Origin of the sequence: Streptomyces canus 299MFChir4.1 (genome assembly GCF_000383615.1) — a bacterium.
Taxonomy (GTDB): domain Bacteria; phylum Actinomycetota; class Actinomycetes; order Streptomycetales; family Streptomycetaceae; genus Streptomyces; species Streptomyces canus_C.
Genome location: NZ_KB911599.1, coordinates 142,713 through 168,264, shown reverse-complemented (window position 1 = coordinate 168,264; position 25,552 = coordinate 142,713). Strand labels below are relative to the sequence as shown.

The window sequence follows — 25,552 nt, the reverse complement described above, 5'->3', positions numbered from 1 at the left end:
GAGCACCTGATGCAGAAGTTCGACACCCCCGCCCCCGTCACCACCGTCATCGACCTCCCCGCCGGCCGCGTCCAGGTCATCGCCGCCGACCGCGCCGACACCACCGTCGAGATCCGGCCCGCCGACCCCGCCAGGAACCGCGACACCAAGGCCGCCGAGCAGATCGACATCACCCACGGCGACGACGGAGTCCTGCGGATCACCGCCCCGGCCGCCAAGAACCAGTACTTCGGGCCCTCCGGATCCGTCGAGATCACCGTCCAGCTCCCCACCGGCTCACATGTCGAGGCCACAGCGGCCGCCACCGAGTTCCGGGCCGTCGGACGCCTCGGGGACCTCGTCCTCGAAGGCGCCCACGGCCCCGTCAAGATCGACGAGGCCGCGAGCATCCGCCTCACCGCCACCGACAGCGACATCACCGTCGGACGCCTCACCGGACCCGCCGAGATCAGCACCCAGCGCGGCGACATCACCATCGCCGAGGCCCTCACCGGCACCCTCGTGCTCACCACACAGAAGGGCGACATCACCCTCGCCACCGCCGCCTCCGCCGCCCTGGACGCCGGCACCTCCTATGGCCGCGTCCACAACTCCCTCAAGAACACCGAGGGTTCCGACGCCACCCTGACCATCCGCGCCACCACCACCCACGGCGACATCACCGCCCGCAGCCTCTGACCCGCAGGCCTTCACAAGGAGCACCCACCATGACCGTCCTGGCCATCGCGGCGAACGGACTGCGCAAGTCCTACGGGGACAAGACCGTCCTCGACGGCATCGACCTCCAGGTGCCGACCGGCACGATCTTCGCCCTCCTCGGGCCGAACGGCGCCGGCAAGACCACGGCCGTCAAGATCCTCTCCACCCTCGTCACCGCCGACGGCGGACAGGCACAGGTCGGCGGCCACGACCTCGCCGCCGAGGCCCAGGCGGTACGGGCCTCGATCGGCGTCACCGGCCAGTTCTCCGCCGTCGACGGACTGATCACCGGTGAGGAGAACATGCTCCTCATGGCCGACCTGCACCACCTCTCCAAGAACGAGGGACGGCGGGTCACCGCCGAACTGCTGGAGCGGTTCGACCTCACCGAGGCCGCGAAGAAGCCCGCCTCCACCTACTCCGGCGGCATGAAGCGCCGCCTCGACATCGCCATGACCCTGGTCGGCGACCCCCGGATCATCTTCCTCGACGAACCCACGACCGGCCTCGACCCCCGCTCCCGGCACACCATGTGGCAGATCATCAGGGAACTGGTCGCCGACGGCGTCACCGTCTTCCTCACCACGCAGTACCTGGAGGAGGCCGACGAACTCGCCGACCGCATAGCCGTCCTGCACAACGGCACGATCGCCGCCGAGGGCAGCGCCGAACAGCTCAAGCGCCTGGTCCCCGGCGGACACGTCCGGCTCCGCTTCACCGACCCGGACGCCTACCGGAGCGCCGCCCGCGCCCTGCGCGAGGTCACCCGGGACGACGAGTCGCTCACCCTGCAACTCCCCAACGGCGGCAGCCAGTCCGAGCTGCGCGCCCTCCTCGACCAGCTCGACGCGGCCGGCATCGAGGCCGACGAGCTGACCGTGCACACCCCCGACCTCGACGACGTGTTCTTCGCCCTGACCGGCGGCAGCGCCGACGTCACCGACCAGACCAAGGAGACCGTCCGATGAGCACCCTCTCCCTCGCTGTGCGCGACTCGTCCACGATGCTGCGCCGCAACCTCCTGCACGCCCGGCGCTACCCCTCGCTCACCCTGAACCTGCTCCTCACGCCGATCATGCTGTTGCTGCTCTTCGTCTACATCTTCGGCGACACCATGAGCGCGGGCATCGGCGGCGGCGACCGCTCCGACTACATCGCGTATCTCGTCCCGGGCCTGCTGCTGATGACCATCGGCTCCACCACGATCGGCACCGCGGTCTCCGTCTCCAACGACATGACCGAGGGCATCATCGCCCGCTTCCGGACCATGGCGATCCATCGCGGCTCGGTGCTCGTCGGGCACGTCGTCGGCAGCGTGCTCCAGTCGGTCGTCAGCGTGGTCCTGGTCGGCGCCGTCGGCGTGGCCATCGGCTTCCGCTCCACCGACGCCACCGCCCTGGAGTGGCTCGCGGCCTTCGGACTGCTCGTGCTCTTCGCCACGGCGCTCACCTGGATCGCGGTCGGCATGGGCCTGATCAGCCCCAACGCCGAGGCCGCAAGCAACAACGCCATGCCGCTGATCTTCCTGCCGCTCATCTCCAGCGCCTTCGTGCCGGTCGACGCGATGCCGGGCTGGTTCCAGCCGATCGCCGAGTACCAGCCCTTCACCCCGGCCATCGAGACCCTGCGCGGACTGCTCCTCGGCACCGAGATCGGCAACAACGGCTGGATCGCGGTCGCCTGGTGCCTCGGCCTCGCGGCGCTCGGCTACCGCTGGTCGACCGCGAAGTTCAACGCCGACCCGAAGTGACCGCCGTGGGGGCGGGGTTGGGGCGGGGTTGGGGCGGGGCGCGGGCCGATTCCCGTGCCCCGCCCCTTTCAGGCGTCCTTGTAGGGCCCGCCGAGGTCCCACGCCTGGTGCATCGCCTCCGCGAAGGCCGCCGCGATCCTGTGCTCGCCGCTCGCGTTCGGATGGGTGCCGTCGTAGGTGTCGTGGTTGATGTCGTACGACGACGGAGGCGACGCCGGCAGCAGGGGGGAGCGCGGTTCGTCCAGGTCCGCGATCGCCTTGGCCAGAAGCTCGTTGAAGCGGGTGACCTCCCTCGCGAAGGGCGCGTCCGACTCCGCCCGGACGTTGGGGATCACCGGAAGGACGGCCATCCGGATGCGGGGGTTCGCCCGGCGGGCCTCGGCGACGAAGGCGCGGACGTTCTCCGCGGTCTGTTCGGCGTTCGTGTAGAAACCCAGGTCGATCAGGCCCAGCGACACCAGGAGCACGTCCGCCCGGTGCCCGCGCACCGCCGCACCGATCAGCGGGGCCATGTGCAGCCAGCCCTCGCCCCAGCCGGCCAGGTGGGCCCTGGGGAAGTCGGGATCGGCGTACGCGTACGACGTCGGGGCGTCCGCCGCCTTGTCGTACAGCGTCTCGCGCGGGCCCACGAGGTCGAAGGGCCCGCCGTAGGTGTCGCGCAGGTGCTGCCACATCCGGTACCGCCAGGTGTGCTCGCCCGCGCTCCCGATCGTCATCGAGTCGCCGACCGGCATGAATCTGAGCATCCGCTCATGATGGATCATCCGCGCGACGGGTGGCATGTGAGTCCGACCACGCCTACCGCGCGCCGACGGTCCGAGCCAGGCTCACCTCCGCGCTGCCGGGGCGTCCTTGGCCCTGGCCTTCCAGCTTCCCGGCCCCGGGCCACCCGGTCGCCCGGCGGCCTCCGGGTCGCCCCCTGCACCCGCGCGCCGGGATGGCACGCTTGGGGCATGCGCCGACCCTTTGCCCTGCTCGCCGGGATCCTGCTCGTGGGTGCCTTCGCGCTGCCCGCCGCCGAGCCCGCCTCCGCTGCCGACGGGGACGGGAAGGGGGATCAGGGCTTCACCATCAGCGACCCCCGGATCACGGAGTCCAGCGGACTCGCCGCCTCGCGGCAGCACCCGGGCATCTACTGGACCCACAACGACCAGGACACCGGCGCGTACCTGTACGCCGTCGACAGCGCCACCGGCAAGACCGTCGCCAGGATCACCCTGACCGGCGTGGGCACCCCCCGGGACGTCGAGGCCATCGCGATCGGGCCCGACAACCAGATCTGGGTCGGGGACATCGGCGACAACGACGGGGTCACCTGGCCCTATGTGTGGATCTACAAGCTGCCCGAGCCGAAGGTCCTGAAGGATCAGTCCGTCAAGGCCACCCAGTACGTCGTGAAGTACACCGACGGCTCGCGCGACGCCGAGTCGATGGTCGTCCATCCCAGGACCGGGCGCGTCTACATCATCGACAAGCAGGAGGACGGCGGGCATCTCTACGAGGGGCCGACCACCCTCTCCCCCTCCGGGACGAACGTCTTCAAGCCCGTCAAGGCCGTCGACCTGTGGGCCACCGACGCCGCCTTCTCGCCGGACGGCCGGCAGCTCGTCGTACGTGGGTACTTCGGCGGTATCTGGTACGACTGGAACGGCGGCGACATCAAGAAGCGGGGGAGGATCAGCGTGCCCCTCGGCCAGGGGGAGTCCGTCTCCTACTCCCCGGACGGGACCAAGATCCTGCTGGGCATGGAGGGCGCCGACAGCGAGGTGGAGGCGCAGGACGCGCCCGGTGACGGCGGGTCCAAGTCGCCCTCGGGGAGCGGAAGTTCCTCGGCCTCCGGAAGCGACGGCGGCGGGACCTCCAGCGGCACCATCAAGATCGGTGCCCTGGCCCTGGGAGCCGTCGCCGCCCTCTTCGGACTCCGGCGGCTGTTCCGGCGCTCCTGAGCCCCCGACGGAGGTTCCGGAAGCTGCGCCCGTGACCTCACCCGCACAAGTGACGTCCAGCGTCTTGACGTGTTCATGCGACCTGTCTTCCATGGGAGGTGCAGGGCGGTGGGAGCGCTCCCACTCTGTTCCGGGCCCGCACCTCCCGAGAGGAAGCAGCGAACATGTTCCGCAGCTTGAGAAGAGCGCTGTGTGCGGTGGCGGCGGCTCTCCTGTTGCCGCTGGGGACCGCTGGTCTTCAGACGGCCGACGCCGCCGAGGCGGCCGGCGCCGGTTACTGGCACACCAGCGGCCGCCAGATCCTGGACGCCTCCGGGCAGCCGGTCCGGATCGCCGGGATCAACTGGTTCGGCTTCGAGACCAGCAACCACGTCGTCCACGGCCTCTGGTCCCGCGACTACAAATCCATGATCGACCAGATGAAGTCGCTGGGCTACAACACGATCCGCATCCCGTTCAGCGACGACATCTTCAAGGCGGGGACGGTCCCCAACAGCATCGACTTCTCCAGCGGCAAGAACGCCGACCTCCAGGGGAAGGACTCCCTCGGTGTCCTGGACCGGCTCGTGTCGTACGCCGGTCAGGACGGCCTCAAGGTCATCCTCGACCGGCACCGCCCGGACTCCGGTGGCCAGTCGGCGCTCTGGTACACGGCCGCGGTCCCGGAGTCGACGTGGATCGCCAACCTCAAGGCGCTGGCGACGCGTTACAAGGGCCAGGACACCGTCGTAGGCATCGATCTGCACAACGAACCCCACGATCCCGCCTGCTGGGGCTGCGGGGACACCGCCACGGACTGGCGGCTGGCCGCCCAGCGGGCCGGGAACGCGGTGCTGTCCGTGAATCCCGAGCTGCTGATCTTCGTCGAGGGCGTGCAGACCTTCAACGGTGTCTCGGGCTGGTGGGGCGGCAACCTGATGGGCGTCGCCCAGTACCCGGTGCAGCTGAACGTCGCGAACCGGGTCGTGTACTCCGCCCACGACTACGCGACCAGCGTGGCCCAGCAGAGCTGGTTCAGCGACCCGTCGTTCCCGGCCAACATGCCGGGGATCTGGGACAAGTACTGGGGCTACATCTTCAAGCAGAACATCGCGCCGGTGTGGGTGGGCGAGTTCGGCACCACGCTCCAGTCGGCCGTGGACCAGAAGTGGCTGGCGGCACTGGTGAGTTATCTGCGCCCGACCTCGACGTACGGCGCCGACTCCTTCCACTGGACCTTCTGGTCCTGGAACCCCAACTCCGGTGACACGGGCGGGATCCTGAAGGACGACTGGCAGAGCGTGGACACCGTGAAGGACGGGTACCTCGCGAGCGTCAAGGCGCCGGGCTTCCCGTCGAGCGGCGACCCCGGCGGCACCACGGCCGCCTGCACCGCCGCCTACACGGTCAGCAGCGACTGGGGCGGCGGCTTCAACGCCGAGGTGAAGGTGACCAATTCGGGGTCCACGGCCCTCTCCTCCTGGAAGGTCACCTGGACCTGGCCGGGCTCCCAGAAGGTCACCTCCATGTGGAACGCCTCGTACACCCAGACCGGCTCCACCGTGACCGCGACGAACGCCTCCCACAACGGGACGGTCCCGGTGGGCGGTTCGGCGAGCTTCGGGTTCGGGGGAGCGCCTGGGGGCGGCGGTGTCCCGGCGGTGAGCTGTACGGCTGCGTGAGGGCAGGATGACGGGGGCGCTCGGTGGGTACCGGGCGCCCTCGACCACTGGAAGTTGTTCGCCCCCGGTTCAGCGCTCCCGAGCGCGCCTGTCACACCACTGCGCTCAAGTACCTCGGGATCACGGGAGATTCAAATCTTTCGCTCAGATGTTTCTCATGCGACTGTTCCTTCGACAGGATGCGCTCTTATGAGAAGAAGCGCTGTTGTGCTGTGCGGTGCGGCCGTTGTCCTGGCGGGGGCCGTCACGGCTGTCCCGGCCGAGGCCGGTACGCCCCTCACCACGGCCCCCGCCCTGGCGGCGGCGAAGGTCAGCTGGAAGAAGTGCGGCACCGAGAACTACCCGACGCTGCAGTGCGGGTCGGTGAAGGTGCCGCTGGACTACGCCCACCCGAAGGGGCGCCAGATAACCCTGGCCCTGTCCCGGGTGCCGCACACCGCGAAGAAGTACCAGGGCCCGCTCCTGGTCAACCCGGGCGGCCCCGGCGGCAGCGGGCTGACCCTCGCCGGGTTCGTCGCCTCAAGCCTGCCCAAGGCGGTCGCGGCCCAGTACGACGTCATCGGCTTCGACCCGCGTGGCGTCGGCAAGAGCACGCCGGCCCTCGACTGCAAGCCGGGCTATTTCAACCCGGTCCGCCCCGCGAGCGTCCCGAGCACGTCCGTGATCGAGAAGGCCAACCTGGAGCGCGCCAAGTCCTTCGCCGCAGCCTGCGGCCGCAAGTACGCGGACGTGCTGCCGTACATCAACACGATCAACGCCGTGAAGGACATGGACTCGATCCGTAAGTCCCTCGGCGCGAAGAAGATCAACTACTTCGGCTACTCGTACGGCACCTACCTGGGCCAGGTCTACGCCAAGCTGTTCCCGGGCCACGTGCGCCGACTGGTGCTGGACTCGATCGTCGACCCCGACGGGGTCTGGTACGACGCCAACATCTCGCAGGACTACGCCTTCGACGGCCGCCAGAAGGCGCTGATGGCGTGGATCGCCAAGTACGACTCCACGTACAAGCTCGGCACGAACCCGGCCAAGATCGAGGCCAAGTGGTACGCGATGCAGGCCCAGTTGGCGAAGACGCCGGCCGGCGGCAAGGTGGGCGCGGCCGAGCTGGAGGACACCTTCATCCCGGGCGGCTACTACAACGGCTACTGGCCCGACCTGGCCAAGGCGTTCGCCGCGTACGTGAACGACAAGAACGCGGCCCCGCTGGTCGAGGCGTACGAGAACCTCGCCGCGATCGACGCCTCCGGTGACAACGGCTACAGCGTCTACACCGCCGTGCAGTGCCGTGACGCCTCCTGGCCTCGCGACTGGAAGCAGTGGCAGAAGGACAACTGGGCCGTGTACAAGAAGGCCCCCTTCATGGCCTGGAGCAACGCCTGGTACAACGCGCCGTGCGCGTTCTGGCCCACGAAGACGCTGAAGCCCGTGAACGTCGCCAACTCCAAGCTCCCGCCGGTGCTCCTGTTCCAGGCGACGAACGACGCGGCCACCCCGTACCAGGGCGGAGTCACCGTCCACCGGCTGCTCAAGCACTCCAGCCTGGTCGTCGAGCAGGGCGGCGGCAACCACGGCATCTCGCTGAGCGGCAACGCCTGCCTGGACAAGTACCTCGCCAAGTACCTGACCGACGGCACGGTCCCCCGCGGCCACGGCACCGCCGACGCGGTCTGCAAGAAGCTCCCCGACCCGAAGCCGGCGGCGGCCCAGCCGGCCACGGCGTCAGCCCTGACCGGCACCTCCGCGCCGGCCACCACGGCACCCGGCGCCGACGAGCTGCACGCGCTGCTCGGCTTCCGCGGCTGACCGACCCGAACCGAAGAGGGCGCCCGGCACCATCGCCGGGCGCCCTCACCGTCGACCTGGAGGCGGAAGCGCGAGAAGGGGCGCCCGGTGTTTGCCGGGCGCCCCTCGTCGTCGTAGCGGAAGCGGGTGTTACAGCTTCTCGATGACGTAGTCCACGCACTTCGTCAGCGCCTCGACGTCCGCCGGGTCGATCGCCGGGAACATCGCCACGCGCAGCTGGTTGCGGCCGAGCTTGCGGTAGGGCTCGGTGTCGACGACACCGTTGGCGCGCAGCACCTTGGCCACGGCCGCGGCGTCGATCTCGTCCGAGAAGTCGATCGTGCCGATGACCTGGGAGCGCTTGGCCGGGTCGGTGACGAACGGGGTGGCGTGCTTGGACTCCTCCGCCCAGGTGTAGAGGCGGGTCGAGGAGTCCTTCGTGCGGGCCGTCGACCAGGCGAGGCCGCCCTGGCCGTTGATCCACTCCAGCTGCTGGTTCAGCAGGAAGAGGGTGGCGAGGGCCGGGGTGTTGTACGTCTGGTTCTTGCGGGAGTTGTCGATCGCCGTCGGCAGCGAGAAGAACTCCGGGACGTGCCGGCCGGACGCGTGGATCCGCTCGGCGCGCTCGATCGCGGCCGGGGAGAACACGCCGATCCACAGGCCGCCGTCGGAGGCGAAGGACTTCTGCGGGGCGAAGTAGTAGACATCCGTCTCGGCGATGTCGACCGGGAGACCGCCGGCGCCACTCGTCGCGTCCACGAGGACCAGGGCGCCCTCGTCGGCACCGGTCACCCGCTTGATGGGAGCGGCCACACCGGTGGACGTCTCGTTGTGCGTGTACGCGTACACGTCGACGCCCGCCTCGGCCTGCGGCTCCGGGTGCGTGCCGGGCTCGGAGGAGATGACGGTGGGCTCGGCCAGCCAGGGGGCCAGCTTGGACGCCTTCGCGAACTTCGACGAGAACTCGCCGAACGTCAGGTGCTGCGACTTGTTCTCGATCAGGCCGTGCGTCGCGACGTCCCAGAACGCGGTGGAGCCGCCGTTGCCGAGGACGACCTCATAGCCCTCGGGGAGCGAGAACAGCTCACTGATGCCCTCGCGGACCTGTCCGACCAGGTTCTTGACGGGCGCCTGGCGGTGGGAGGTGCCGAGCAGGGAGGTACCGGTTGCGGCCAGCGCGTCCAGCGCTTCCGTCCGCACCTTGGAGGGGCCCGCGCCGAATCGACCGTCGGCGGGCTTGATGTCAGCGGGAATCTGGATCTCAGCCACGAGGGGAGCGTAGCCGCTGGGGAAACCTGGTCGAAACGTAGTCCGTCCGGTGAGACGCGTCGGTGTTGACCGGACTGGTTTGCTGGAGTCATGACGGATCTTGAGGCCGATCTGCGGAAGGCCGTCCGGGGCGAGGTCGGTTTCGACGTCACCTCCCGGGCCCTGACCACCATGGACGCGTCCAACTACCGGCGCGTCCCCCTCGGGGTCGTCGCCCCCCGGGACGCCGACGACGTGGCCGCCGTGCTGGAGGTCTGCCGTACCCATGGCGTCCCCGTCGTGCCCCGCGGCGGCGGTACCTCCATCGCCGGGCAGGCCACCGGAACCGGCGTCGTGCTCGACTTCACCCGGCACATGAACCGGGTCCTGGCACTCGACCCCGGGGCGCGTACCGCCGTCGTGCAGCCCGGCCTCGTGCTCGACCGGCTCCAGGACGCGGTCGCGCCGCACGGGCTGCGGTTCGGGCCCGACCCCTCCACCCACAGCCGGTGCACGCTCGGCGGGATGATCGGGAACAACTCCTGCGGCTCGCACTCCGTGGCATGGGGGACCACCGCGGACAGCGTGAGCGAGCTCGACGTCGTCACCGCGCGCGGGCAGCGGCTGCGGCTCGGGCAGGGCTGGGCCGGGGCGCCGGCGGGGCTGCGGGAGCTGGTCGACGGCGACCTGGCCCGCCTGCGGACCGGCTTCCCCGAGCTGCCCCGGCGGATCTCCGGGTACGCCCTGGACGCCCTCCTGCCGGAGCACCGGGCCGACGTCGCCCGGTCCTTCTGCGGCAGCGAGGGCACCCTCGGCGTGCTCACCGAGGCCGTGGTCCGGCTGGTCGAGGCGCCGCCCGCGCGTGCCCTCGCGGTCCTCGGGTACGCGGACGAGGGCGCGGCCGCCGAGGCCGCCGCCGGGCTGCTGGTGCACCGCCCCCTGACGGTGGAGGGCATGGCGGCCGACCTGGTGCCCTCGGCGGCCGCGCTGCCGCGGGGCGGCGCCTGGCTGTTCGTGGAGACGGGCGGCTCGTCCGGGAGCGAGGCACGCGCGCTTGCGGAGGAGATCGTGCGCGCGGCCGACGTCCTCGACGCGCACGTGGTGACCGACCCGGCCGGACAGCGGGCCCTGTGGCGCATCCGCGAGGATGCCAGCGGCACGGCGACCCGGATGCCTGGGGGCACCTCCCAGCCCCCCAGGGCTGGGGGAGGCTCCGAGGCCTGGCCCGGCTGGGAGGACTGCGCGGTGCCGCCGCGGCGGCTGGGCGCGTACCTGCGGGACTTCCGGGAGCTGCTGGGAGCACACGGGCTGCGCGGCACCCCGTACGGACACTTCGGCGACGGCTGCATCCACGTCCGCATCGACTTCGACCTGCTGACACGGGCGGGGATCGGGCGGTTCCGCCGCTTCTCCGAGGAGCTCGCCGAGCTCGTGGCGGCCCACGGCGGGTCCCTGTCCGGCGAGCACGGGGACGGGCAGGCGCGGGCCGAACTGCTGCCGAAGATGTACGGCGACGAGATGGTCGCCCTGTTCGAGCGGGCGAAGGCGGTGTGGGACCCGGACGACCTGCTCAACCCGGGGATGCTGGTCCGCCCGGCCCCCCTCGACACCAACCTCCGCTTCTCCGTCCTGCCCCGCGAGCCGGTCGACGTGGCCTTCGGCTACCCGGCCGACGGCGGTGACTTCTCCGCCGCCGTACGCCGCTGCGTCGGGGTCGCGAAATGCCGTACGACAGGGTCGTCCGGGGCCGCCGTCATGTGCCCGTCCTTCCGGGCCACCGGCGAGGAGGCGCACTCCACGCGCGGGCGTGCCCGGCTGCTGCACGAGATGCTGGCCGGTGAAGTGGTCACCGACGGCTGGCGGTCCACGGAGGTCCGCGACGCGCTGGACCTGTGCCTGTCCTGCAAGGGCTGCCGGTCCGACTGCCCGGTCGGGGTCGACATGGCCACGTACAAGGCGGAGTTCCTGCACCACCACTACGCGGGGCGGCGGCGCCCGGCGTCCCACCACAGCATGGGCCGGCTGCCGGAATGGCTGCGCCGGGTGGACCGGGTGCGGGCGGCCGCGGTGGTCAACGCCCTTGCCTCGGTACGGCCGTTGGCGGCCCTCGCCAAGCGGCTCGGCGGGATCACGCCCGAGCGGCGGATCCCGAAGGTGGCGACGGAGACGTTCAGCCGGTGGTGGGACGGGCGAAACGCCCTCGGGCGGAACGCCCCTGGACGGAACGCGCGCGACACCGGTGACCTCGTCGTCCTGTGGCCGGACACCTTCACCGAGCATCTCTCCCCCTCCGTGGGGCAGGCGGCCGTACGGGTGCTGGAGGCGGCGGGGCTGCGGGTGGCGCTGCCGCCCACCGTGCACCTGGAGAAGGCGCCGGTGGGCGACGGCAGGACGGTCGCCCTCGACCCGGTGTCCCTCCTACGGGGCCGGGGCCGGGTCTGCTGCGGCCTGACGTACGTGTCGACCGGGCAACTCGACCGTGCCCGTGCGGTGTTGCGCCGCACCCTCGACCTGATGACCCCGGTGCTGGAGACCCGGGCCCCGGTCGTCGTCCTGGAACCGAGCTGCGCCGCCGCCCTCCGCTCCGACCTGCCGGAACTGCTGCACGACGACCCGCGCGCCGCCCGCCTCGCCTCCCGGGTCCTGACCTTCGCGGAGGCCCTGGAACGGCTCGCCCCCGACTGGCGGCCACCGGCCCTGAACCGCCCGGTCGTCGGCCAGACCCACTGCCACCAGCACGCGGTCCTGGGCGACACGGCCGACCGCCGGCTGCGCGAGGCCGCGGGACTCGCCGGCGACCTGAGCGGCGGCTGCTGCGGACTCGCCGGCAACTTCGGCTTCGAGAAAGGGCACTTCGAGGTGTCCCGGGCCTGCGCGGAGGAACAGCTGCTGCCGTCGGTACGGCAGGCTCCGCGGGACGCGGTGGTGCTGGCCGACGGGTTCTCCTGCCGTACGCAGCTGGAGCAGTTGGCTGGTGTGCGGGGGAGACATCTGGCGGAGGTGCTGGCGGAGGCCCTCGAAACGAGCCCTGAGTCCTGAGACCCGAGACCCGAGACCCGAGACCCGAGACCTGAATTCTGCGTTTTGCGTTCTGATCCTCCTGGTCCCCGCTCGCGGGATACTCCGGCCGTGGAAACGAACACGCGTCTCACGCACTGGACCCTGCGTCCCGCGACACCGGCCGACGTCGAGGTCATAGCCGAACTGCGGGCCGTGGTCATGCGCCCCGACCTGGAGCGGCTGGGCCGGTTCGACGAGCACCGGGTACGGCAGCGGTTCCGGGACGCCTTCGTCGCGCGACACCTGTCGATCATCGAGGCCGGGGACCGTTTCGCGGGCTGCGTCGCCCTGCGCCCGGCCGAGGACGGCCACTGGCTGGAGCACTTCTTCATCGCCCCGGAGCTCCAGGGCCACGGCCTCGGCTCGGCCGTCCTGCGCGGTGTGCTCGCCCGGACCGACGCCGACGGCGCACTCGTCCGCCTGAACGTCCTCCAGGGCAGCGCGGCCCGGCGGCTGTACGAGCGCCACGGGTTCAGCGTGGAGTCCGAGGATTCGGTCGACGTCTTCATGGTGCGGGAGCCGTCGTAGGGGGACAGTCGTATAACGGGTTTACGCACATGACTGGGTCCACTATCGTGAACTGAGTAGTGCAGCAAGATGGACGTACCCCGAGTCGACCCCTGGAAGTCCCGTGACCACCTCCAGCAGCGCCCCGACGTCGTCGCCGACCTCGGCGGCCACCCCGCCCACGCCCGGGCCCGGCCGCTTCGGTTCCCTCGGCCCCGTCGGACTGGTGCTGGCCGGAGGCGTCTCCGTGCAGTTCGGCGCGGCGCTGGCCGTGACCCTGATGCCCAGGGCGGGCGCCCTCGGAGTGGTGGCCCTGCGACTGCTGGTGGCCGCCGTCGTCCTGCTGGTGGTCTGCCGGCCCCGGCTGCGGGGGCACTCCCGCACCGACTGGGGCACGGTCGTCGCCTTCGGCCTCACCCTCGCGGCGATGAACGGCCTCTTCTACCAGGCCGTGGACCGCATCTCGCTCGGCGCCGCCGTGACCCTGGAGTTCCTCGGCCCGCTCGCCCTCTCGGTGCTCGCCTCCCGCCGTGCGGTCAACACCGTCTGGGCCGGACTCGCGCTCGCCGGGGTCTTCCTCCTCGGCGGCGGGGACTTCGGCGACCTGGACCCGGCGGGTGTCCTGTTCGCGCTGGGCGCGGGTGCCATGTGGGCGTCGTACATCGTCTTCAGCGCGCGCACCGGCCGCCGCTTCCCGCAGGCCGACGGCCTCGCCCTCGCGATGGCGATCGGCGCGCTGGCGTTCCTGCCGCTCGGCATCGCCGAGTCGGGCACCCGGCTTCTCGACCCGGTGACCGTGGGCCTGGGTGCGGCGGTGGCCCTGATGTCCTCCGTCCTGCCCTACACCCTGGAACTCCTCGCCCTGCGCAGCCTGCCCGCCTCCACCTTCGCGATCCTCATGAGCCTGGAGCCGGCCATGGCCGCCCTCGCCGGCTTCCTGATCCTCGACCAGTCCCTGTCCCCGCTCCAGGCCCTCGCCGTCGCCCTCGTGATCGCGGCGAGCATGGGAGCGGTGCGGACGCAGGTGGGACGGGGCAAGGCGATCACTCCGTGAGCCTTGCGGGGGCGGTGCGCGCCGTACGGGGGTGTGGTCCGGGGCTCGGGTGAAGGGTGCCCGGGGGATCGGGGCGGGGTGCGGGGCCGCCTGCGACGGGCTGCGGGGGGCTACGGGCTGCCGGGCTGCCGGGGTGGGGCATGGGCGCCTGCGCCGGGGTGTCTGGTGGGGTGGGGCGGTTGGTTCCGGTTGGTGTCGAGGGTCTGGTCGCCCCATGGGCGCCCGGTGTCCGGGGGGTGCGGTGGCTTGCTTCGGTCGGTTCGGTCATCTCGTCTGCGCCGGGGCTTCTGGTGGTGTGGGGCGGCAGCCCCCATGGGCGTCGACGCCCCGGACACCCCACCCGCCTCCAGCTGTCCGACGCCCCGGACACCCCACCCGCCTCCAGCTGTCCGACGCCCCGGACACCCCACCCCGCACCCAGCTGTCCGACGGCCTGGCGCAGCTGCCCCGGTCGGCGTCGGTGCCCCGCACACCGCGCACGGTCGTATGGCTCAGGGAGCCCGGGAAGGACCGGCCCCGCTGGTCAGTCCGTGGACTTCTCCCACACCGAGACGCATGACTCGCTCTCGCTCGTGAAGGGCTCCCGGCTCCAGTCCTCCCACCGCTCCCGCAGCCGCATCCCGGCCAGCCGGGCCATGAGATCCAGCTCCGCGGGCCAGACGTAGCGGAAGGGGATGGACCGGAAGGAGCCCTGGCCGTCCTCCGAGACCCTGACGTGGTGGGAGGACATCGCCTGGGTGGCGACGTCGTAGGTGTCGAACCCGAGGCGGTCCGTGCCGACGTGGAACGGCACCGTGTTCTGCCCGGGAGGCAGCTTGCGCAGCTGGGGGACCATGACCTCCACCACGAACGTCCCGCCCGGCTCCAGATGGGCCGCGACATTGCGGAAGCAGTCCACCTGGGCGTCCTGGGTCGTCAGGTTCATGATCGTGTTGAAGACCAGGTAACCGACCGAGAAGATGCCGGGCGCGCGGGCCGTCGCGAAGTCCCCGATCGTCACCCCGACCGCCTCACCCCCGGGCTTGGCCCGCAGCCGGTCCGCCATCGCCCGGGACAGCTCGATGCCGTGCACCTCGACCCCGCGCCGCGCCAGCGGCAACGCGATCCGCCCGGTTCCGACACCCAGCTCCAGGGCCCGCCCCTCGCCGGCGAGTTCCGCCAGCACGGCCACGGCCGGTTCGACCGCCCCGGGTGCGAACATCGCCGCCGACGACTCGTCGTACGTCGCCGCGACGGACTCTCCGAAGTACCCGTCGTCATCGATCACCGGGGGACCGTACTGCGAGGGCGGAGGCAGGCGCCTCCGAATATCGGACCCTCGGCCATCGGCGGGACGCGACCATCGGTCCGCCAAAATTAATGCAAGCACGCTTGCTTGTTTCTTGCGTCGCTGACATCCTCACCCCATGGCAGACCCCACGCCCGTCATCGACGACCTGTGTGCGGAGAGCGAGGAACTCGACCTGCTGGTAGCCGAGTTGGGCCAGGAGCAGTGGTCGTCGCCGACCCCCGCCCCCGGCTGGACCGTCGCCCACCAGATCGCCCACCTCGCCTGGACCGACCACTCCTCCCTGCTCGCCGTCACCGACCAGAAGGCCTTCTCCCGCGAGGTCGAGAAGGCGATGGCCGCGCCCGGGGACTTCGTGGACGAAGGCGCGGAGGAGGGTGCCCGCAAGCCTCCGGCGCGACTGCTCGCCTACTGGCGGGCGGGACGGGAGGACCTGGCGGAGGCCCTGCGCGCGGCACCCGAGGGAGCCCGCTTCCCCTGGTACGGCCCGCCCATGTCCACCGCTTCCATGGCCACCGCCCGTCTCATGGAGACCTGGGCCCACGGCCTGGACGTGGCGGACGCGCTGGGGGTGACCCGTGAGCCCACCGACCGGATCCGGCACATCGTCCGGCTCGGCATCCGCACCCGCGACTTCGCCTTCGGCGTGCACGGACTGACCCCGCCCTTCGAGCCGTTCCGCATCGAACTCACGGCCCCGTCCGGCGAGTTGTGGACCTACGGCCCCGAGGACGCCACCGGCCGCGTCACCGGCCCCGCCCTCGACTTCTGCCTGCTGGTCACCCAACGGGCACATCGCGCCGACCTCGCCCTGCGCGCGGAGGGCGAGGACGCAGGCCGGTGGCTCGACATCGCCCAGGCCTTCGCGGGCCCGCCCGGCGCCGGACGCCCGGTGAGGGGAACGGCCGGATGACCCTCCGTACCGGCAAGCAAGAGCCGCCGCCCGACCGAGTGGGTCGTCGGACGACCCTGCGCATAGGCAACGCCTCCGGCTTCTACGGCGACCGCTTCGACGCCCTGCGCGAAATGCTCACCGGCGGTGAACTCGACGTCCTCACCGGCGACTACCTCGCCGAGCTGACCATGCTCATCCTGGGCCGGGACCGGCTCAAGGACCCGGGGGCCGGGTATGCCCGTACCTTCCTGCGGCAGTTGGAGGAGTGCCTGGGGACGGCGCGGGAGCGGGGCGTCAGGATCGTCACCAACGCGGGTGGCCTCAATCCCGCCGGACTCGCCGCCCGCATCCGGGAGTTGGCCGACCGGCTCGGCCTGGACGTGAACGTCGCCCATGTCGAGGGCGACGACCTGACCGCCGAGCACCCCGGCAGCCTCGCCGCCCACGCCTATCTCGGCGGCTTCGGCATCGCCGCCTGTCTGCGCGAGGGCGCGGACGTGGTCGTCACCGGCCGGGTGACGGACGCGGCCCTGGTCACCGGGCCCGCCGCCGCCCACTTCGGCTGGGGTCCTGGGGAGTACGACCGCCTCGCGGGAGCCGTCGTCGCCGGGCACGTCCTGGAGTGCGGGACCCAGGCGACCGGCGGGAACTACGCGTTCTTCGCCGAGGGCGGGCACGATCTGCGAAGGCCCGGCTTCCCCCTCGCCGAGCTCCACGAGGACGGCACCGCCGTCATCACCAAGCACCCCGGCACCGGCGGCTTCGTGGACGTCGGCACGGTGACGGCCCAGCTGCTGTACGAGACGCAGGGCGCCCGGTACGCCGGTCCCGACGTCACCGCCCGCCTCGACACCGTCCGGCTCACCCAGGACGGCACCGACCGCGTCCGGATCTCCGGCGTACGCGGCGAGGCCCCGCCCCCGACCCTCAAGGTCGGCCTCAACCGCCTCGGCGGCTTCCGCAACGAGGTCGCCTTCGTCCTGACCGGCCTCGACATCGAGGCCAAGGCCACGCTGGTGCGGGAGCAGCTGGAGCCACACCTGGCCAAGGTCTCCGACGTGCGCTGGGACCTGGTCCGCACGGACCGCCCGGACGCGGAGACGGAGGAAACCGCCGGCGCCCTGCTGAGGCTGGTCGTCCGGGACGCGGACCAGGAGGCCGTCGGACGGGCGCTCAGCGGGGCCGCCGTGGAGCTGGCCCTCGCGAGCTACCCCGGGTTCCATGTGCTGGCCCCACCGGGAAAGGGCTCGCCCTATGGGGTCTTCGAGGATGTGTACGTCCCCCATGGGGCCGTGGACCATGTGGCCGTCCTCCACGACGGGCGGCGGCTCCCAGTGGCGCCGGCAGTCCGGGAGGCCGCCGTACTTGAGGATCCCCCGACACCACCCCTGCCCGAACCGCTGCCGGAAGGCCCCACCCGCCGGGCTCCCCTCGGTCTGATCGCGGGCGCCCGCAGCGGCGACAAGGGCGGCAACGCCAACATCGGGGTCTGGGCCCGGACGGACGAGGCATGGCGGTGGCTCGCCCACACGCTCACCGTCGACCGTCTGCGTGAACTCCTCCCGGAGACGGCCGAGTTGCCCGTCACCCGCCACGACCTCCCCAACCTCCGAGCCCTGAACTTCGTCATCGAGGGCATCCTCGGCGAGGGCGTCGCCGCCCAGCACCGCTTCGACCCGCAGGCCAAGGCACTCGGCGAATGGCTGCGCTCCCGCCACCTGGAGATCCCGGAGGCTCTGCTTTGACTGCTCCCTCTGCGAACTTCCGAGGAATTTCTGACTCAGGCTGCCTCTTGGAGCTGCGCCCCAGGAGGTCTTACGCCCTCGACATCAGCCGGGGTCAGACCCGCCCGGACCAGCATCACGCGGGCGGAGTTCTTGTCCCTGGGAGACACAGCTCCGCACGTGGTGCAGGTGTACGACGCTCGCACAGATGTCTCGTCCTTGTGCGGGCTTCACTCCAAACGATGAACCACCGAATGTGTGTTGACTCTTCTGGTCGTCTCCTGGCGCGACGCCATGCAGAGGTGCTACGCAACGAAAGTCCCGGAGGCAGGTTGTGACGACCATCAACTCCAGTCTGGACACCACCGGCTCCGACTACCGGGCCCACCGCGAAGCCATGCTCGCCAAGCTCGCCGAGCTGGACACCGAGCACGCGAAGGCGCTCGCGGGCGGGGGTGAGAAGTATGTGCAACGGCACCGGGGGCGCGGCAAGTTGCTCGCCCGGGAACGGATCGAGCTGCTCCTCGATCCCGACACGCCCTTCCTCGAACTGTCCCCGCTGGCCGCCTGGGGCAGCGACTACACGGTCGGCGCCTCCCTCGTCACCGGGATCGGGGTCGTCGAGGGCGTGGAGTGCCTGATCACCGCCAACGACCCGACCGTGCGCGGCGGCGCGAGCAATCCCTGGTCGCTGAAGAAGGCCCTGCGGGCCAACGACATCGCCCTCGCCAACCGGCTGCCCTGCATCAGCCTGGTGGAGTCCGGTGGCGCCGACCTGCCCTCGCAGAAGGAGATCTTCATCCCGGGCGGCGCGATCTTCCGGGACCTGACGAGGCTGTCGGCGGCCGGGATACCGACCGTCGCCGTCGTCTTCGGCAACTCGACGGCCGGCGGCGCCTACGTCCCCGGCATGTCCGACCACGTGATCATGGTCAAGGAGCGGGCCAAGGTGTTCCTGGGCGGCCCGCCCCTCGTCAAGATGGCGACCGGCGAGGAGAGCGACGACGAGTCCCTCGGCGGTGCCGAGATGCACGCGCGTGTGTCGGGTCTCGCGGACTACTTCGCCGTGGACGAGCAGGACGCGCTCAGGCAGGCCCGCCGCGTCGTGTCCCGTCTCAACCACCGCAAGGCGTACGGCGATCCGGGCCCCGCCGAGCCGCCCAAGTACCCGGCCGACGAACTGCTGGGCATCGTCCCAGGCGACCTCCGCACCCCCTTCGACCCGCGCGAGGTGATCGCCCGGATCGTCGACGCCTCCGACTTCGACGAGTTCAAGCCCCTGTACGGGACGAGCCTGGTGACGGGGTGGGCGGCGCTCCACGGCTATCCGATCGGGGTGCTGGCGAACGCCCAGGGTGTGCTGTTCTCCGAGGAGTCCCAGAAGGCGGCCCAGTTCATCCAGCTGGCCAACCAGCGCGACATCCCGCTGCTCTTCCTGCACAACACCACCGGCTACATGGTCGGCCAGGAGTACGAGCAGGGCGGCATCATCAAACACGGCGCGATGATGATCAACGCGGTCAGCAACTCGAAGGTCCCGCACCTGTCCGTCCTGATGGGCGCCTCGTACGGAGCGGGCCACTACGGCATGTGCGGCCGCGCCTACGACCCCCGTTTCCTCTTCGCCTGGCCCAGCGCCAAGTCGGCCGTCATGGGCCCCCAGCAGCTCGCCGGCGTGCTCTCCATCGTCGCCCGCCAGTCGGCCGCCGCGAAGGGACTGCCGTACGACGAAGAGGGCGACGCCGCCCTGCGCGCCCTGGTGGAGCAGCAGATCGAGTCCGAGTCGCTGCCCATGTTCCTGTCCGGGCGGCTCTACGACGACGGCGTCATCGACCCCCGCGACACCCGGACCGTACTGGGACTGTGCCTGTCCGCGATCCACACCGCGCCCTACGAGGGCGCCCGCGGCGGCTTCGGCGTCTTCCGGATGTGAGGAACCCTTCAGTGATCACTTCTGTGCTCGTCGCCAACCGGGGCGAGATCGCCTGCCGGATCTTCCGCACCTGCCATGAGCTGGGGATCCGGACGGTCGCCGTGCACTCGGACCCGGACGCGAACGCCCTCCACACGCGCGTGGCGGACACGGCCGTACGGCTCCCGGGCGCGGCCCCCGCCGACACCTACCTGCGCACCGACCTGGTCGTGAAGGCGGCGCTCGCCTCCGGTGCCGACGCCGTGCACCCCGGCTACGGCTTCCTCTCCGAGAACGCCGACTTCGCGCGGGCCGTCATGGACGCGGGCCTGGTCTGGATCGGGCCGCCGCCGTCCGCGATCGAGGCGATGGCGTCCAAGACGCGCGCCAAGGAACTGATGGGCCTCGCGCCCCTCGGAGACGTGACGCCGGCCGATCTGCCGGTGCTGGTGAAGGCGGCCGCGGGCGGCGGAGGCCGCGGCATGCGGATCGTGCGCCGCATGGAGGACCTGACGGCCGCCCTGGAGAGCGCACGCGCCGAGGCCGCCGGCGCCTTCGGGGACGGCGAGGTCTTCGTCGAGCCGTACGTCGAGGACGGCCGCCACGTCGAGGTCCAGATCCTCGCCGACACCCACGGCACGGTCTGGGCCCTGGGCACCCGCGACTGCTCCCTCCAGCGCCGCCACCAGAAGGTGATCGAGGAGGCCCCGGCCCCCGGACTCCCCGACGGCCTCAGGGCGGAACTGCACGAGCTGGCCGTACGAGCGGCGCGCGCGGTGGACTACGTGGGCGCGGGCACGGTCGAGTTCCTGGTCTCCGGCACCGAGGCGCACTTCCTGGAGATGAACACCCGCCTCCAGGTCGAACACCCGGTGACGGAGGCCGTGTTCGGCATCGACCTGGTGGCGGAACAGATCCGTGTCGCCGAAGGCGCCCCGCTCCCCGACGAGCCACCACGCGCGCGTGGCCACGCCGTCGAGGCCCGCCTCTACGCCGAGGACCCCGCCCGGGACTGGACCCCGCAGACCGGCACCCTGCACCACTTCTCGGTCCCCCCGTCCGTCCGTCTGGACACGGGCTACGCGAACGGCGACGACATCGGCGTCCACTACGACCCGATGCTCGCCAAGGTCGTCGCACACGCCCCCACGCGCGCGGAGGCGGTCCGCAGACTCGCGGGCGCCCTGGAGAAGGCCACGATCCACGGCCCCACCACCAACCGGGACCTGCTGGTGAACTCCCTGCGCCACAAGGAGTTCACGACGGCCCGCATGGACACGGGCTTCTACGACCGCCACCTCACGGAACTCGTCGGCGGGACCGGGGAGCCGTACGCCCCCCTGGCGGCGGCCCTCGCGGACGCCGTCGGCCGCTCCCGCTTCGGCGGCTGGCGCAACCTGCACTCGGCCCCGCAGACGAAGCGGTACGCGATGGCGGGGGAGGAGCACGAGGTCCGCTACCGGCATACGCGCGACGGCCTGGAGGCGGACGGGGTCCGGGTGATCCACGCGGACCCGAGCGCGGTCGTACTCGAAGTGGACGGCGTGCGGCGGACGTTCGAGGTGGCCCGGTACGGCGACCAGGTGTACGTGGGGGGCACGGCCCTGACGGCTCTGCCCCGCTTCCCGGACCCGACCGCCCAGCTCGCCCCGGGCTCCTTGCTGGCCCCCATGCCGGGAACGGTCGTACGGGTTGCCGACGGCCTGGGCGAGGGAGCCGCCGTGGAGGCAGGCCAACCTCTCCTCTGGCTGGAGGCGATGAAGATGGAACACAAGATCACGGCCCCGCACACAGGCACGCTCAGCGAGCTGAATGCAGTTGTCGGCCAACAGGTAACGGTCGGCTCTCTACTGGCGGTTGTTGAACCTACGTAGGGGCGCGGGGAACTGCGCGACCAGCCACAACGAAGGAGCCACATGCCCACGATCGAAACGGACGAGCACAAAGCCCTCCGAACAGCCGTATCCGCCTTGGGCAAACGCCACGGCCGCGCCTACGACAGAGAGCAACTCTGGTCCGAAGCCGCCAAGCTGGGCTATCTCGGCGTCAACCTCCCCGAGGAGTACGGAGGCGGCGGCGGTGGAATCGCCGAACTCTCCATCGTCCTGGAGGAACTCGGCGCGGCCGGCGCCCCCCTCCTCATGATGATCGTGTCCCCGGCCATCTGCGGCACCGTGATCGCCCGGTTCGGCACGGAGTCCCAGAAGCGGGACTGGCTCCCCGCACTCGCCGACGGCACCCGCACGATGGCGTTCGGCATCACGGAACCCGACGCCGGCTCCAACAGCCACCGCATCAGCACCACGGCCCGCCGCGACGGCGCCGACTGGCTGCTGACCGGCCGCAAGGTCTTCGTCTCCGGCGTCGACATAGCCGACGCCACCCTCATAGTCGGCCGTACGGAGGACTCCCGCACCGGCCGCCTCAAGCCCTGCCTGTTCATCGTTCCGCGTGATGCCCCGGGATTCGGCAGGCGCCACATCGAGATGGAACTGAACGCCCAGGAGAAGCAGTTCGAGCTCACCCTCGACGACGTACGCCTCCCCGCCGAAGCCCTCGTGGGAGACGAGGACGCGGGCCTCCTCCAGCTCTTCGCCGGCCTCAACCCCGAACGGATCATGACGGCCGCCTTCGCGATCGGCATGGGCCGCTACGCGCTCTCCCAGGCGATCGCCTACGCCAAGGACCGCACGGTGTGGAACACCCCCATCGGCGCCCACCAGGCCATCGCCCACCCCCTCGCCCAGGCCCACATCGACCTCGAACTGGCCCGCCTGATGATGCAGAAGGCCGCCCACCTCTACGACGAGGGCGACGACGTGGCCGCGGGAGAGGCCGCCAACATGGCCAAGTACGCCGCGGGGGAGGCCTGCGTGAAGGCCGTGGACCAGGCCGTCCACACCCTCGGCGGCAACGGCCTCACCCGGGAGTTCGGGATCGCCTCGCTGATAACGGCCGCGCGCGTGGCTCGTATCGCACCGGTCAGCAGGGAGATGATTCTCAACTACGTCTCCCACCAGACCCTGGGCCTGCCCAAGTCCTACTAGGCCGACCTGGTGTCAGGCCGTCTTGGAGGAACCGTGTTCCGCAGCGAGTACGCAGACGTCCAGCCCCTGGAACTACCCATCCACGACGCGGTGTTGGCCCGGGCCGCCGAGTTCGGTGACGCGCCCGCCCTGATCGACGGCACCGAGGGCACCACCCTCACGTACGGACAGCTCGACCGGTTCCACCGCCGGGTCGCCGCGGGACTCGCGGAGGCGGGCGTCACCAAGGGGGACGTGCTCGCGCTGCACAGCCCCAACACGATCGCCTTCCCGACCGCGTTCTACGCGGCCACGCGCGCGGGTGCCTCCGTCACGACCGTGCACCCGCTCTGCACGCCGGAGGAGTTCGCCAAGCAGCTCTCCGACTCCGCGGCCCGCTGGATCGTCACCGTCTCCCCGCTGCTGGAGACCGCTCGCCGGGCTGCCGAACTCGCGGGCGGGGTACGGGAGATCTTCGTCTGCGACAGCGCCACCGGTCACCGCTCCCTGATCGACATGCTGGCCTCGACGGCCCCCGAGCCGGACATAGCCATCGACCCGGTGACGGACGTGGCGGCCCTGCCGTACTCCTCGGGCACCACCGGCACCCCCAAGGGCGTGATGCTCACGCACCGCCAGATCGCCACCAACCTCGCCCAGCTCGAACCGCTGATGTCGGCGGGCCCCGAGGACCGCGTCCTCGCGGTCCTGCCCTTCTTCCACATCTACGGCCTCACGGCCCTGATGAACGCGCCCCTGCGCCAGGGCGCCTCCGTCGTCGTCCTGCCCCGCTTCGACCTGGAGACCTTCCTCGCCGCGATCCAGAACCACCGCATCACCGGCCTGTACGTGGCCCCGCCGATCGTCCTCGCCCTCGCCAAGCACCCGCTGATCGAGCAGTACGACCTCTCGTCCCTGCGCTACATCGTCAGCGCCGCCGCCCCGCTGGACGCCGAACTCGCCGCGGCCTGCTCGGCCCGCCTCGGCCTGCCGCCCGTCGGCCAGGCCTACGGCATGACGGAACTCTCGCCCGGCACCCACGTCGTCCCCCTGTCCGCCATGCGCGAGGCGCCGCCCGGGACCGTCGGCAAGCTCATCGCCGGCACAGAGATGCGGATCGTCTCCCTCGACGACCCCGACAAGGACCTCGATACCGGCGAGCCCGGCGAGATCCTCATCCGCGGCCCGCAGATCATGAAGGGCTACCTCGGCCGCCCCGACGACACCGCCGCGATGATCGACCCCGACGGCTGGCTGCACACCGGAGACGTCGGCCATGTCGACGCCGACGGCTGGCTGTTCGTCGTCGACCGGGTCAAGGAGCTCATCAAGTACAAGGGCTTCCAGGTGGCCCCCGCCGAACTGGAGGCCCTGCTGCTCACCCACCCCGGCATCGCCGACGCGGCCGTCATCGGCACCTACAACGACCAGGGCAACGAGGTCCCGCACGCCTTCGTCGTCCGCCAGCCCACCGCGCCCGACCTCTCCGAGAGCGAGGTCATGATGTACGTCGCCGAGCGCGTCGCCCCCTACAAGCGCGTCCGCCAGGTCACCTTCATCGGCGAGGTGCCCCGGGCCGCCTCCGGCAAGATCCTCCGACGGCAGCTCAGGGAGCGCACATGACACTGATCGCCCGTACACGCGCGCGGGGCGTCGAGACCCTCGCCCTCGACTCCCCGCACAACCGCAACGCCCTGTCGGCGGCGCTGGTGGGGGAGCTCGCCTCCGCTCTGGCCGACTGCGCCGAGGACGGCGATGTCCGCGCGATCGTCCTCACCCACACCGGCACCACCTTCTCCGCGGGCGCCGACCTGAAGGACCCCCCGGACCCGGAGACCCTGGTCGGGCTCCTGCGGCAGATCGTGGAGCTGGACAAGCCGGTCGTCGCACGCGTCACCGGGCACGTCCGCGCGGGCGGCCTCGGCCTCCTCGCCGCCTGCGACATCGCCGCCGCGTCCACCGAGTCGACCTTCGCCTTCACCGAGGTACGCATCGGGGTCGCCCCCGCGGTCATCTCGCTGACCCTGCTGCCCCGCACCAACCCTCGCGCCCTCGCCCGCCACTACCTCACCGGCGAGCGCTTCGACGCCGCCGAGGCCGCCCGCACCGGCCTGGTGACGGCGGCGGGCGACGACGTGGACGCCGTACTCGAACCGATCCTTGACGGTCTGCGCCGGGCCGCCCCCGAGGCCCTGGCCGAGACGAAACGGCTGCTCACGGCTAAGGTGCTGGAGACCTTCGACCGGGACGCGGCCGACCTGACCGCGCTCTCGGCCCGGCTGTTCGCCTCACCGCACGCGCGCGAGGGCATGACAGCCTTCCTGGAACGACGGGATCCCTCATGGGCGGTGTGACCACGATCGGCGACCGCGCCGACCGCGTACCCAAGCAGGACCGCAGCCGGGCCACCCGGCAGCGCCTCCTCGAAGCGGCCGTGGCCTGCCTCGCCGAACACGGCTGGACCGGCTCCACGGTCACCGTCGTGGCCGAACGCGCCGGCGTCTCCCGAGGCGCCGCCCAGCACCACTTCCCGACCCGCGAGGACCTGTTCACCGCCGCCGTCGAATACGTCGCCGAAGAACGCTCCACGGCCCTGCGCGCCCTGTTCCCCCAGGGCGCGGCGGACGACCGGCGCGCGGTGATCTCCGCCCTCGTCGACCTCTACACCGGCCCGCTGTTCCGCGCCGCCCTCCACCTGTGGGTCGCCGCCTCCAACGAGGAGCAACTGCGCCCCCAGGTGACCGAGTTGGAGGCGCGTGTCGGCCGCGAGACCCATCGCATCGCCGTGGAGCTGCTGGGTGCGGACGAGTCCCGCCCCGGCGTCCGCGAGACGGTCCAGGGCCTCCTGGACATGGCGAGGGGCCTGGGCCTGGCAAACCTGCTGACGGACGACAAGGCCAGGCGGGACAGAGTGGTGACCCAATGGGCAGCACTGCTGAACGAGGCGCTGATGTAACGCGTCAGGGGCGCGGGGAACTGCGCGACCAGCCCCCACGG

Annotated in this window: 20 protein-coding genes and 1 pseudogene; 17 read left to right on the top strand and 4 right to left on the bottom strand. The window is 71.3% G+C overall.

Annotated features, from left to right (window positions below):
• Positions 1–9 precede the first annotated feature (9 nt).
• The 3 genes from H293_RS0131400 to H293_RS0131390 are packed head-to-tail and all read left to right on the top strand — an operon-like array spanning position 10 to position 2,449.
• Entirely contained in the window at positions 10–678 is a 669-nt protein-coding gene (locus H293_RS0131400) for a DUF4097 family beta strand repeat-containing protein (protein ID WP_020117353.1), read from the top strand.
• 29 nt (positions 679–707) lie between these two features.
• Positions 708–1,667: a daunorubicin resistance protein DrrA family ABC transporter ATP-binding protein gene (locus H293_RS0131395; RefSeq protein WP_020121789.1), complete on the top strand. Its 960-nt coding sequence runs from the start codon at positions 708–710 to the stop codon at positions 1,665–1,667.
• Positions 1,664–2,449 carry an ABC transporter permease gene (locus H293_RS0131390; protein ID WP_020121788.1) on the top strand — a complete coding sequence of 262 codons (786 nt, stop codon included), beginning with the start codon at positions 1,664–1,666 and terminating at the stop codon, positions 2,447–2,449. Before H293_RS0131395 ends, H293_RS0131390 begins: the two co-directional genes overlap by 4 nt.
• Before the next feature lie 68 nt (positions 2,450–2,517).
• Here H293_RS0131390 and H293_RS0131385 read toward each other — a convergent pair whose 3' ends face one another.
• Positions 2,518–3,195, bottom strand: coding sequence for a GDSL-type esterase/lipase family protein (locus tag H293_RS0131385; RefSeq protein WP_020121787.1), 678 nt, complete (start codon positions 3,193–3,195; stop codon positions 2,518–2,520).
• Positions 3,196–3,402: 207 nt separating this feature from the next.
• Here H293_RS0131385 and H293_RS0131380 point away from each other — a divergent pair, with 207 nt between their 5' ends.
• The 3 genes from H293_RS0131380 (at position 3,403) to H293_RS0131370 (ending at position 7,862) form a co-directional block, all read left to right on the top strand.
• Positions 3,403–4,395: a WD40 repeat domain-containing protein gene (locus H293_RS0131380; RefSeq protein ID WP_020121786.1), complete on the top strand. Its 993-nt coding sequence runs from the start codon at positions 3,403–3,405 to the stop codon at positions 4,393–4,395.
• Between the two features lie 164 nt (positions 4,396–4,559).
• Positions 4,560–6,056: a cellulase family glycosylhydrolase gene (locus H293_RS0131375; RefSeq protein WP_028808358.1), complete on the top strand. Its 1,497-nt coding sequence runs from the start codon at positions 4,560–4,562 to the stop codon at positions 6,054–6,056.
• Positions 6,057–6,245: 189 nt separating this feature from the next.
• Positions 6,246–7,862, top strand: coding sequence for an alpha/beta hydrolase (locus H293_RS0131370; protein WP_033415839.1), 1,617 nt, complete (start codon positions 6,246–6,248; stop codon positions 7,860–7,862).
• 129 nt (positions 7,863–7,991) lie between these two features.
• On the opposite strand, the gene serC is transcribed toward H293_RS0131370, so the two are convergent.
• Positions 7,992–9,110: a phosphoserine transaminase gene (serC, locus tag H293_RS0131365; RefSeq protein ID WP_020121783.1), complete on the bottom strand. Its 1,119-nt coding sequence runs from the start codon at positions 9,108–9,110 to the stop codon at positions 7,992–7,994.
• A gap of 90 nt (positions 9,111–9,200) precedes the next feature.
• On the opposite strand from serC, the gene H293_RS0131360 reads away from it, so the two are divergent.
• The 3 genes from H293_RS0131360 (at position 9,201) to H293_RS0131350 (ending at position 13,710) form a co-directional block, all read left to right on the top strand.
• Entirely contained in the window at positions 9,201–12,128 is a 2,928-nt protein-coding gene (locus tag H293_RS0131360; RefSeq protein WP_020121782.1) for an FAD-binding and (Fe-S)-binding domain-containing protein, read from the top strand.
• Positions 12,129–12,218: 90 nt separating this feature from the next.
• Positions 12,219–12,677 (top strand): GNAT family N-acetyltransferase, encoded by a 459-nt coding sequence (locus tag H293_RS0131355; RefSeq protein ID WP_020121781.1) that lies wholly within the window; start codon positions 12,219–12,221, stop codon positions 12,675–12,677.
• A gap of 103 nt (positions 12,678–12,780) precedes the next feature.
• On the top strand, positions 12,781–13,710 hold the full coding sequence (locus tag H293_RS0131350) for an EamA family transporter (RefSeq protein ID WP_020121780.1): 930 nt from the start codon (positions 12,781–12,783) through the stop codon (positions 13,708–13,710).
• A 523-nt stretch (positions 13,711–14,233) separates the two neighbouring features.
• On the opposite strand, the gene H293_RS0131345 is transcribed toward H293_RS0131350, so the two are convergent.
• Positions 14,234–14,977, bottom strand: a complete 744-nt coding sequence (locus tag H293_RS0131345) for a class I SAM-dependent DNA methyltransferase (RefSeq protein ID WP_020121779.1) — start codon at positions 14,975–14,977, stop codon at positions 14,234–14,236.
• 139 nt (positions 14,978–15,116) lie between these two features.
• Here H293_RS0131345 and H293_RS0131340 point away from each other — a divergent pair, with 139 nt between their 5' ends.
• Both H293_RS0131340 and H293_RS0131335 read left to right on the top strand, forming a co-directional pair.
• Positions 15,117–15,911: a TIGR03084 family metal-binding protein gene (locus tag H293_RS0131340; protein ID WP_020121778.1), complete on the top strand. Its 795-nt coding sequence runs from the start codon at positions 15,117–15,119 to the stop codon at positions 15,909–15,911.
• Entirely contained in the window at positions 15,908–17,638 is a 1,731-nt protein-coding gene (locus H293_RS0131335; protein ID WP_020121777.1) for an acyclic terpene utilization AtuA family protein, read from the top strand. The genes H293_RS0131340 and H293_RS0131335 overlap by 4 nt, the downstream gene beginning before the upstream one ends.
• A 35-nt stretch (positions 17,639–17,673) precedes the next feature.
• Here H293_RS0131335 and H293_RS60440 read toward each other — a convergent pair.
• Positions 17,674–17,814, bottom strand: a pseudogene (locus H293_RS60440) (RNA-guided endonuclease TnpB family protein); the annotation flags it as partial.
• 137 nt (positions 17,815–17,951) lie between these two features.
• Between H293_RS60440 and H293_RS0131330 the strand changes: the two are divergent.
• The 6 genes from H293_RS0131330 to H293_RS0131305 are packed head-to-tail and all read left to right on the top strand — an operon-like array spanning position 17,952 to position 25,511.
• Positions 17,952–19,550, top strand: coding sequence for an acyl-CoA carboxylase subunit beta (locus H293_RS0131330; protein WP_020121776.1), 1,599 nt, complete (start codon positions 17,952–17,954; stop codon positions 19,548–19,550).
• Between the two features lie 11 nt (positions 19,551–19,561).
• On the top strand, positions 19,562–21,403 hold the full coding sequence (locus tag H293_RS0131325) for an acetyl/propionyl/methylcrotonyl-CoA carboxylase subunit alpha (protein ID WP_020121775.1): 1,842 nt from the start codon (positions 19,562–19,564) through the stop codon (positions 21,401–21,403).
• Between the two features lie 42 nt (positions 21,404–21,445).
• Positions 21,446–22,576 (top strand): acyl-CoA dehydrogenase family protein, encoded by a 1,131-nt coding sequence (locus H293_RS0131320; RefSeq protein ID WP_020121774.1) that lies wholly within the window; start codon positions 21,446–21,448, stop codon positions 22,574–22,576.
• A gap of 33 nt (positions 22,577–22,609) precedes the next feature.
• Complete coding sequence (locus H293_RS0131315) at positions 22,610–24,178, top strand: 4-coumarate--CoA ligase family protein (RefSeq protein WP_020121773.1); 1,569 nt, start codon at positions 22,610–22,612, stop codon at positions 24,176–24,178.
• Positions 24,175–24,909 carry an enoyl-CoA hydratase family protein gene (locus H293_RS0131310; protein WP_020121772.1) on the top strand — a complete coding sequence of 245 codons (735 nt, stop codon included), beginning with the start codon at positions 24,175–24,177 and terminating at the stop codon, positions 24,907–24,909. The genes H293_RS0131315 and H293_RS0131310 overlap by 4 nt, the downstream gene beginning before the upstream one ends.
• Positions 24,897–25,511: a TetR/AcrR family transcriptional regulator gene (locus tag H293_RS0131305; protein ID WP_020121771.1), complete on the top strand. Its 615-nt coding sequence runs from the start codon at positions 24,897–24,899 to the stop codon at positions 25,509–25,511. Before H293_RS0131310 ends, H293_RS0131305 begins: the two co-directional genes overlap by 13 nt.
• The last annotated feature ends 41 nt before the right edge of the window (positions 25,512–25,552 follow it).

Excerpts from the sequence above, each read along its gene's own strand:
- H293_RS0131305 (WP_020121771.1), top strand. The coding sequence starts at position 24,897 with ATGGGCGGTGTGACCACGATCGGCGACCGCGCCGACCGCGTACCCAAG.
- H293_RS0131335 (WP_020121777.1), top strand. The coding sequence starts at position 15,908 with ATGACCCTCCGTACCGGCAAGCAAGAGCCGCCGCCCGACCGAGTGGGT.
- H293_RS0131310 (WP_020121772.1), top strand. The coding sequence starts at position 24,175 with ATGACACTGATCGCCCGTACACGCGCGCGGGGCGTCGAGACCCTCGCC.
- H293_RS0131380 (WP_020121786.1), top strand. The coding sequence starts at position 3,403 with ATGCGCCGACCCTTTGCCCTGCTCGCCGGGATCCTGCTCGTGGGTGCC.
- H293_RS0131360 (WP_020121782.1), top strand. The coding sequence starts at position 9,201 with ATGACGGATCTTGAGGCCGATCTGCGGAAGGCCGTCCGGGGCGAGGTC.
- H293_RS0131390 (WP_020121788.1), top strand. The coding sequence starts at position 1,664 with ATGAGCACCCTCTCCCTCGCTGTGCGCGACTCGTCCACGATGCTGCGC.
- H293_RS0131370 (WP_033415839.1), top strand. The coding sequence starts at position 6,246 with ATGAGAAGAAGCGCTGTTGTGCTGTGCGGTGCGGCCGTTGTCCTGGCG.
- H293_RS0131340 (WP_020121778.1), top strand. The coding sequence starts at position 15,117 with ATGGCAGACCCCACGCCCGTCATCGACGACCTGTGTGCGGAGAGCGAG.
- H293_RS0131400 (WP_020117353.1), top strand. The coding sequence starts at position 10 with ATGCAGAAGTTCGACACCCCCGCCCCCGTCACCACCGTCATCGACCTC.
- H293_RS0131320 (WP_020121774.1), top strand. The coding sequence starts at position 21,446 with ATGCCCACGATCGAAACGGACGAGCACAAAGCCCTCCGAACAGCCGTA.
- H293_RS0131385 (WP_020121787.1), bottom strand. The coding sequence starts at position 3,195 with ATGCTCAGATTCATGCCGGTCGGCGACTCGATGACGATCGGGAGCGCG.
- H293_RS0131395 (WP_020121789.1), top strand. The coding sequence starts at position 708 with ATGACCGTCCTGGCCATCGCGGCGAACGGACTGCGCAAGTCCTACGGG.
- H293_RS0131375 (WP_028808358.1), top strand. The coding sequence starts at position 4,560 with ATGTTCCGCAGCTTGAGAAGAGCGCTGTGTGCGGTGGCGGCGGCTCTC.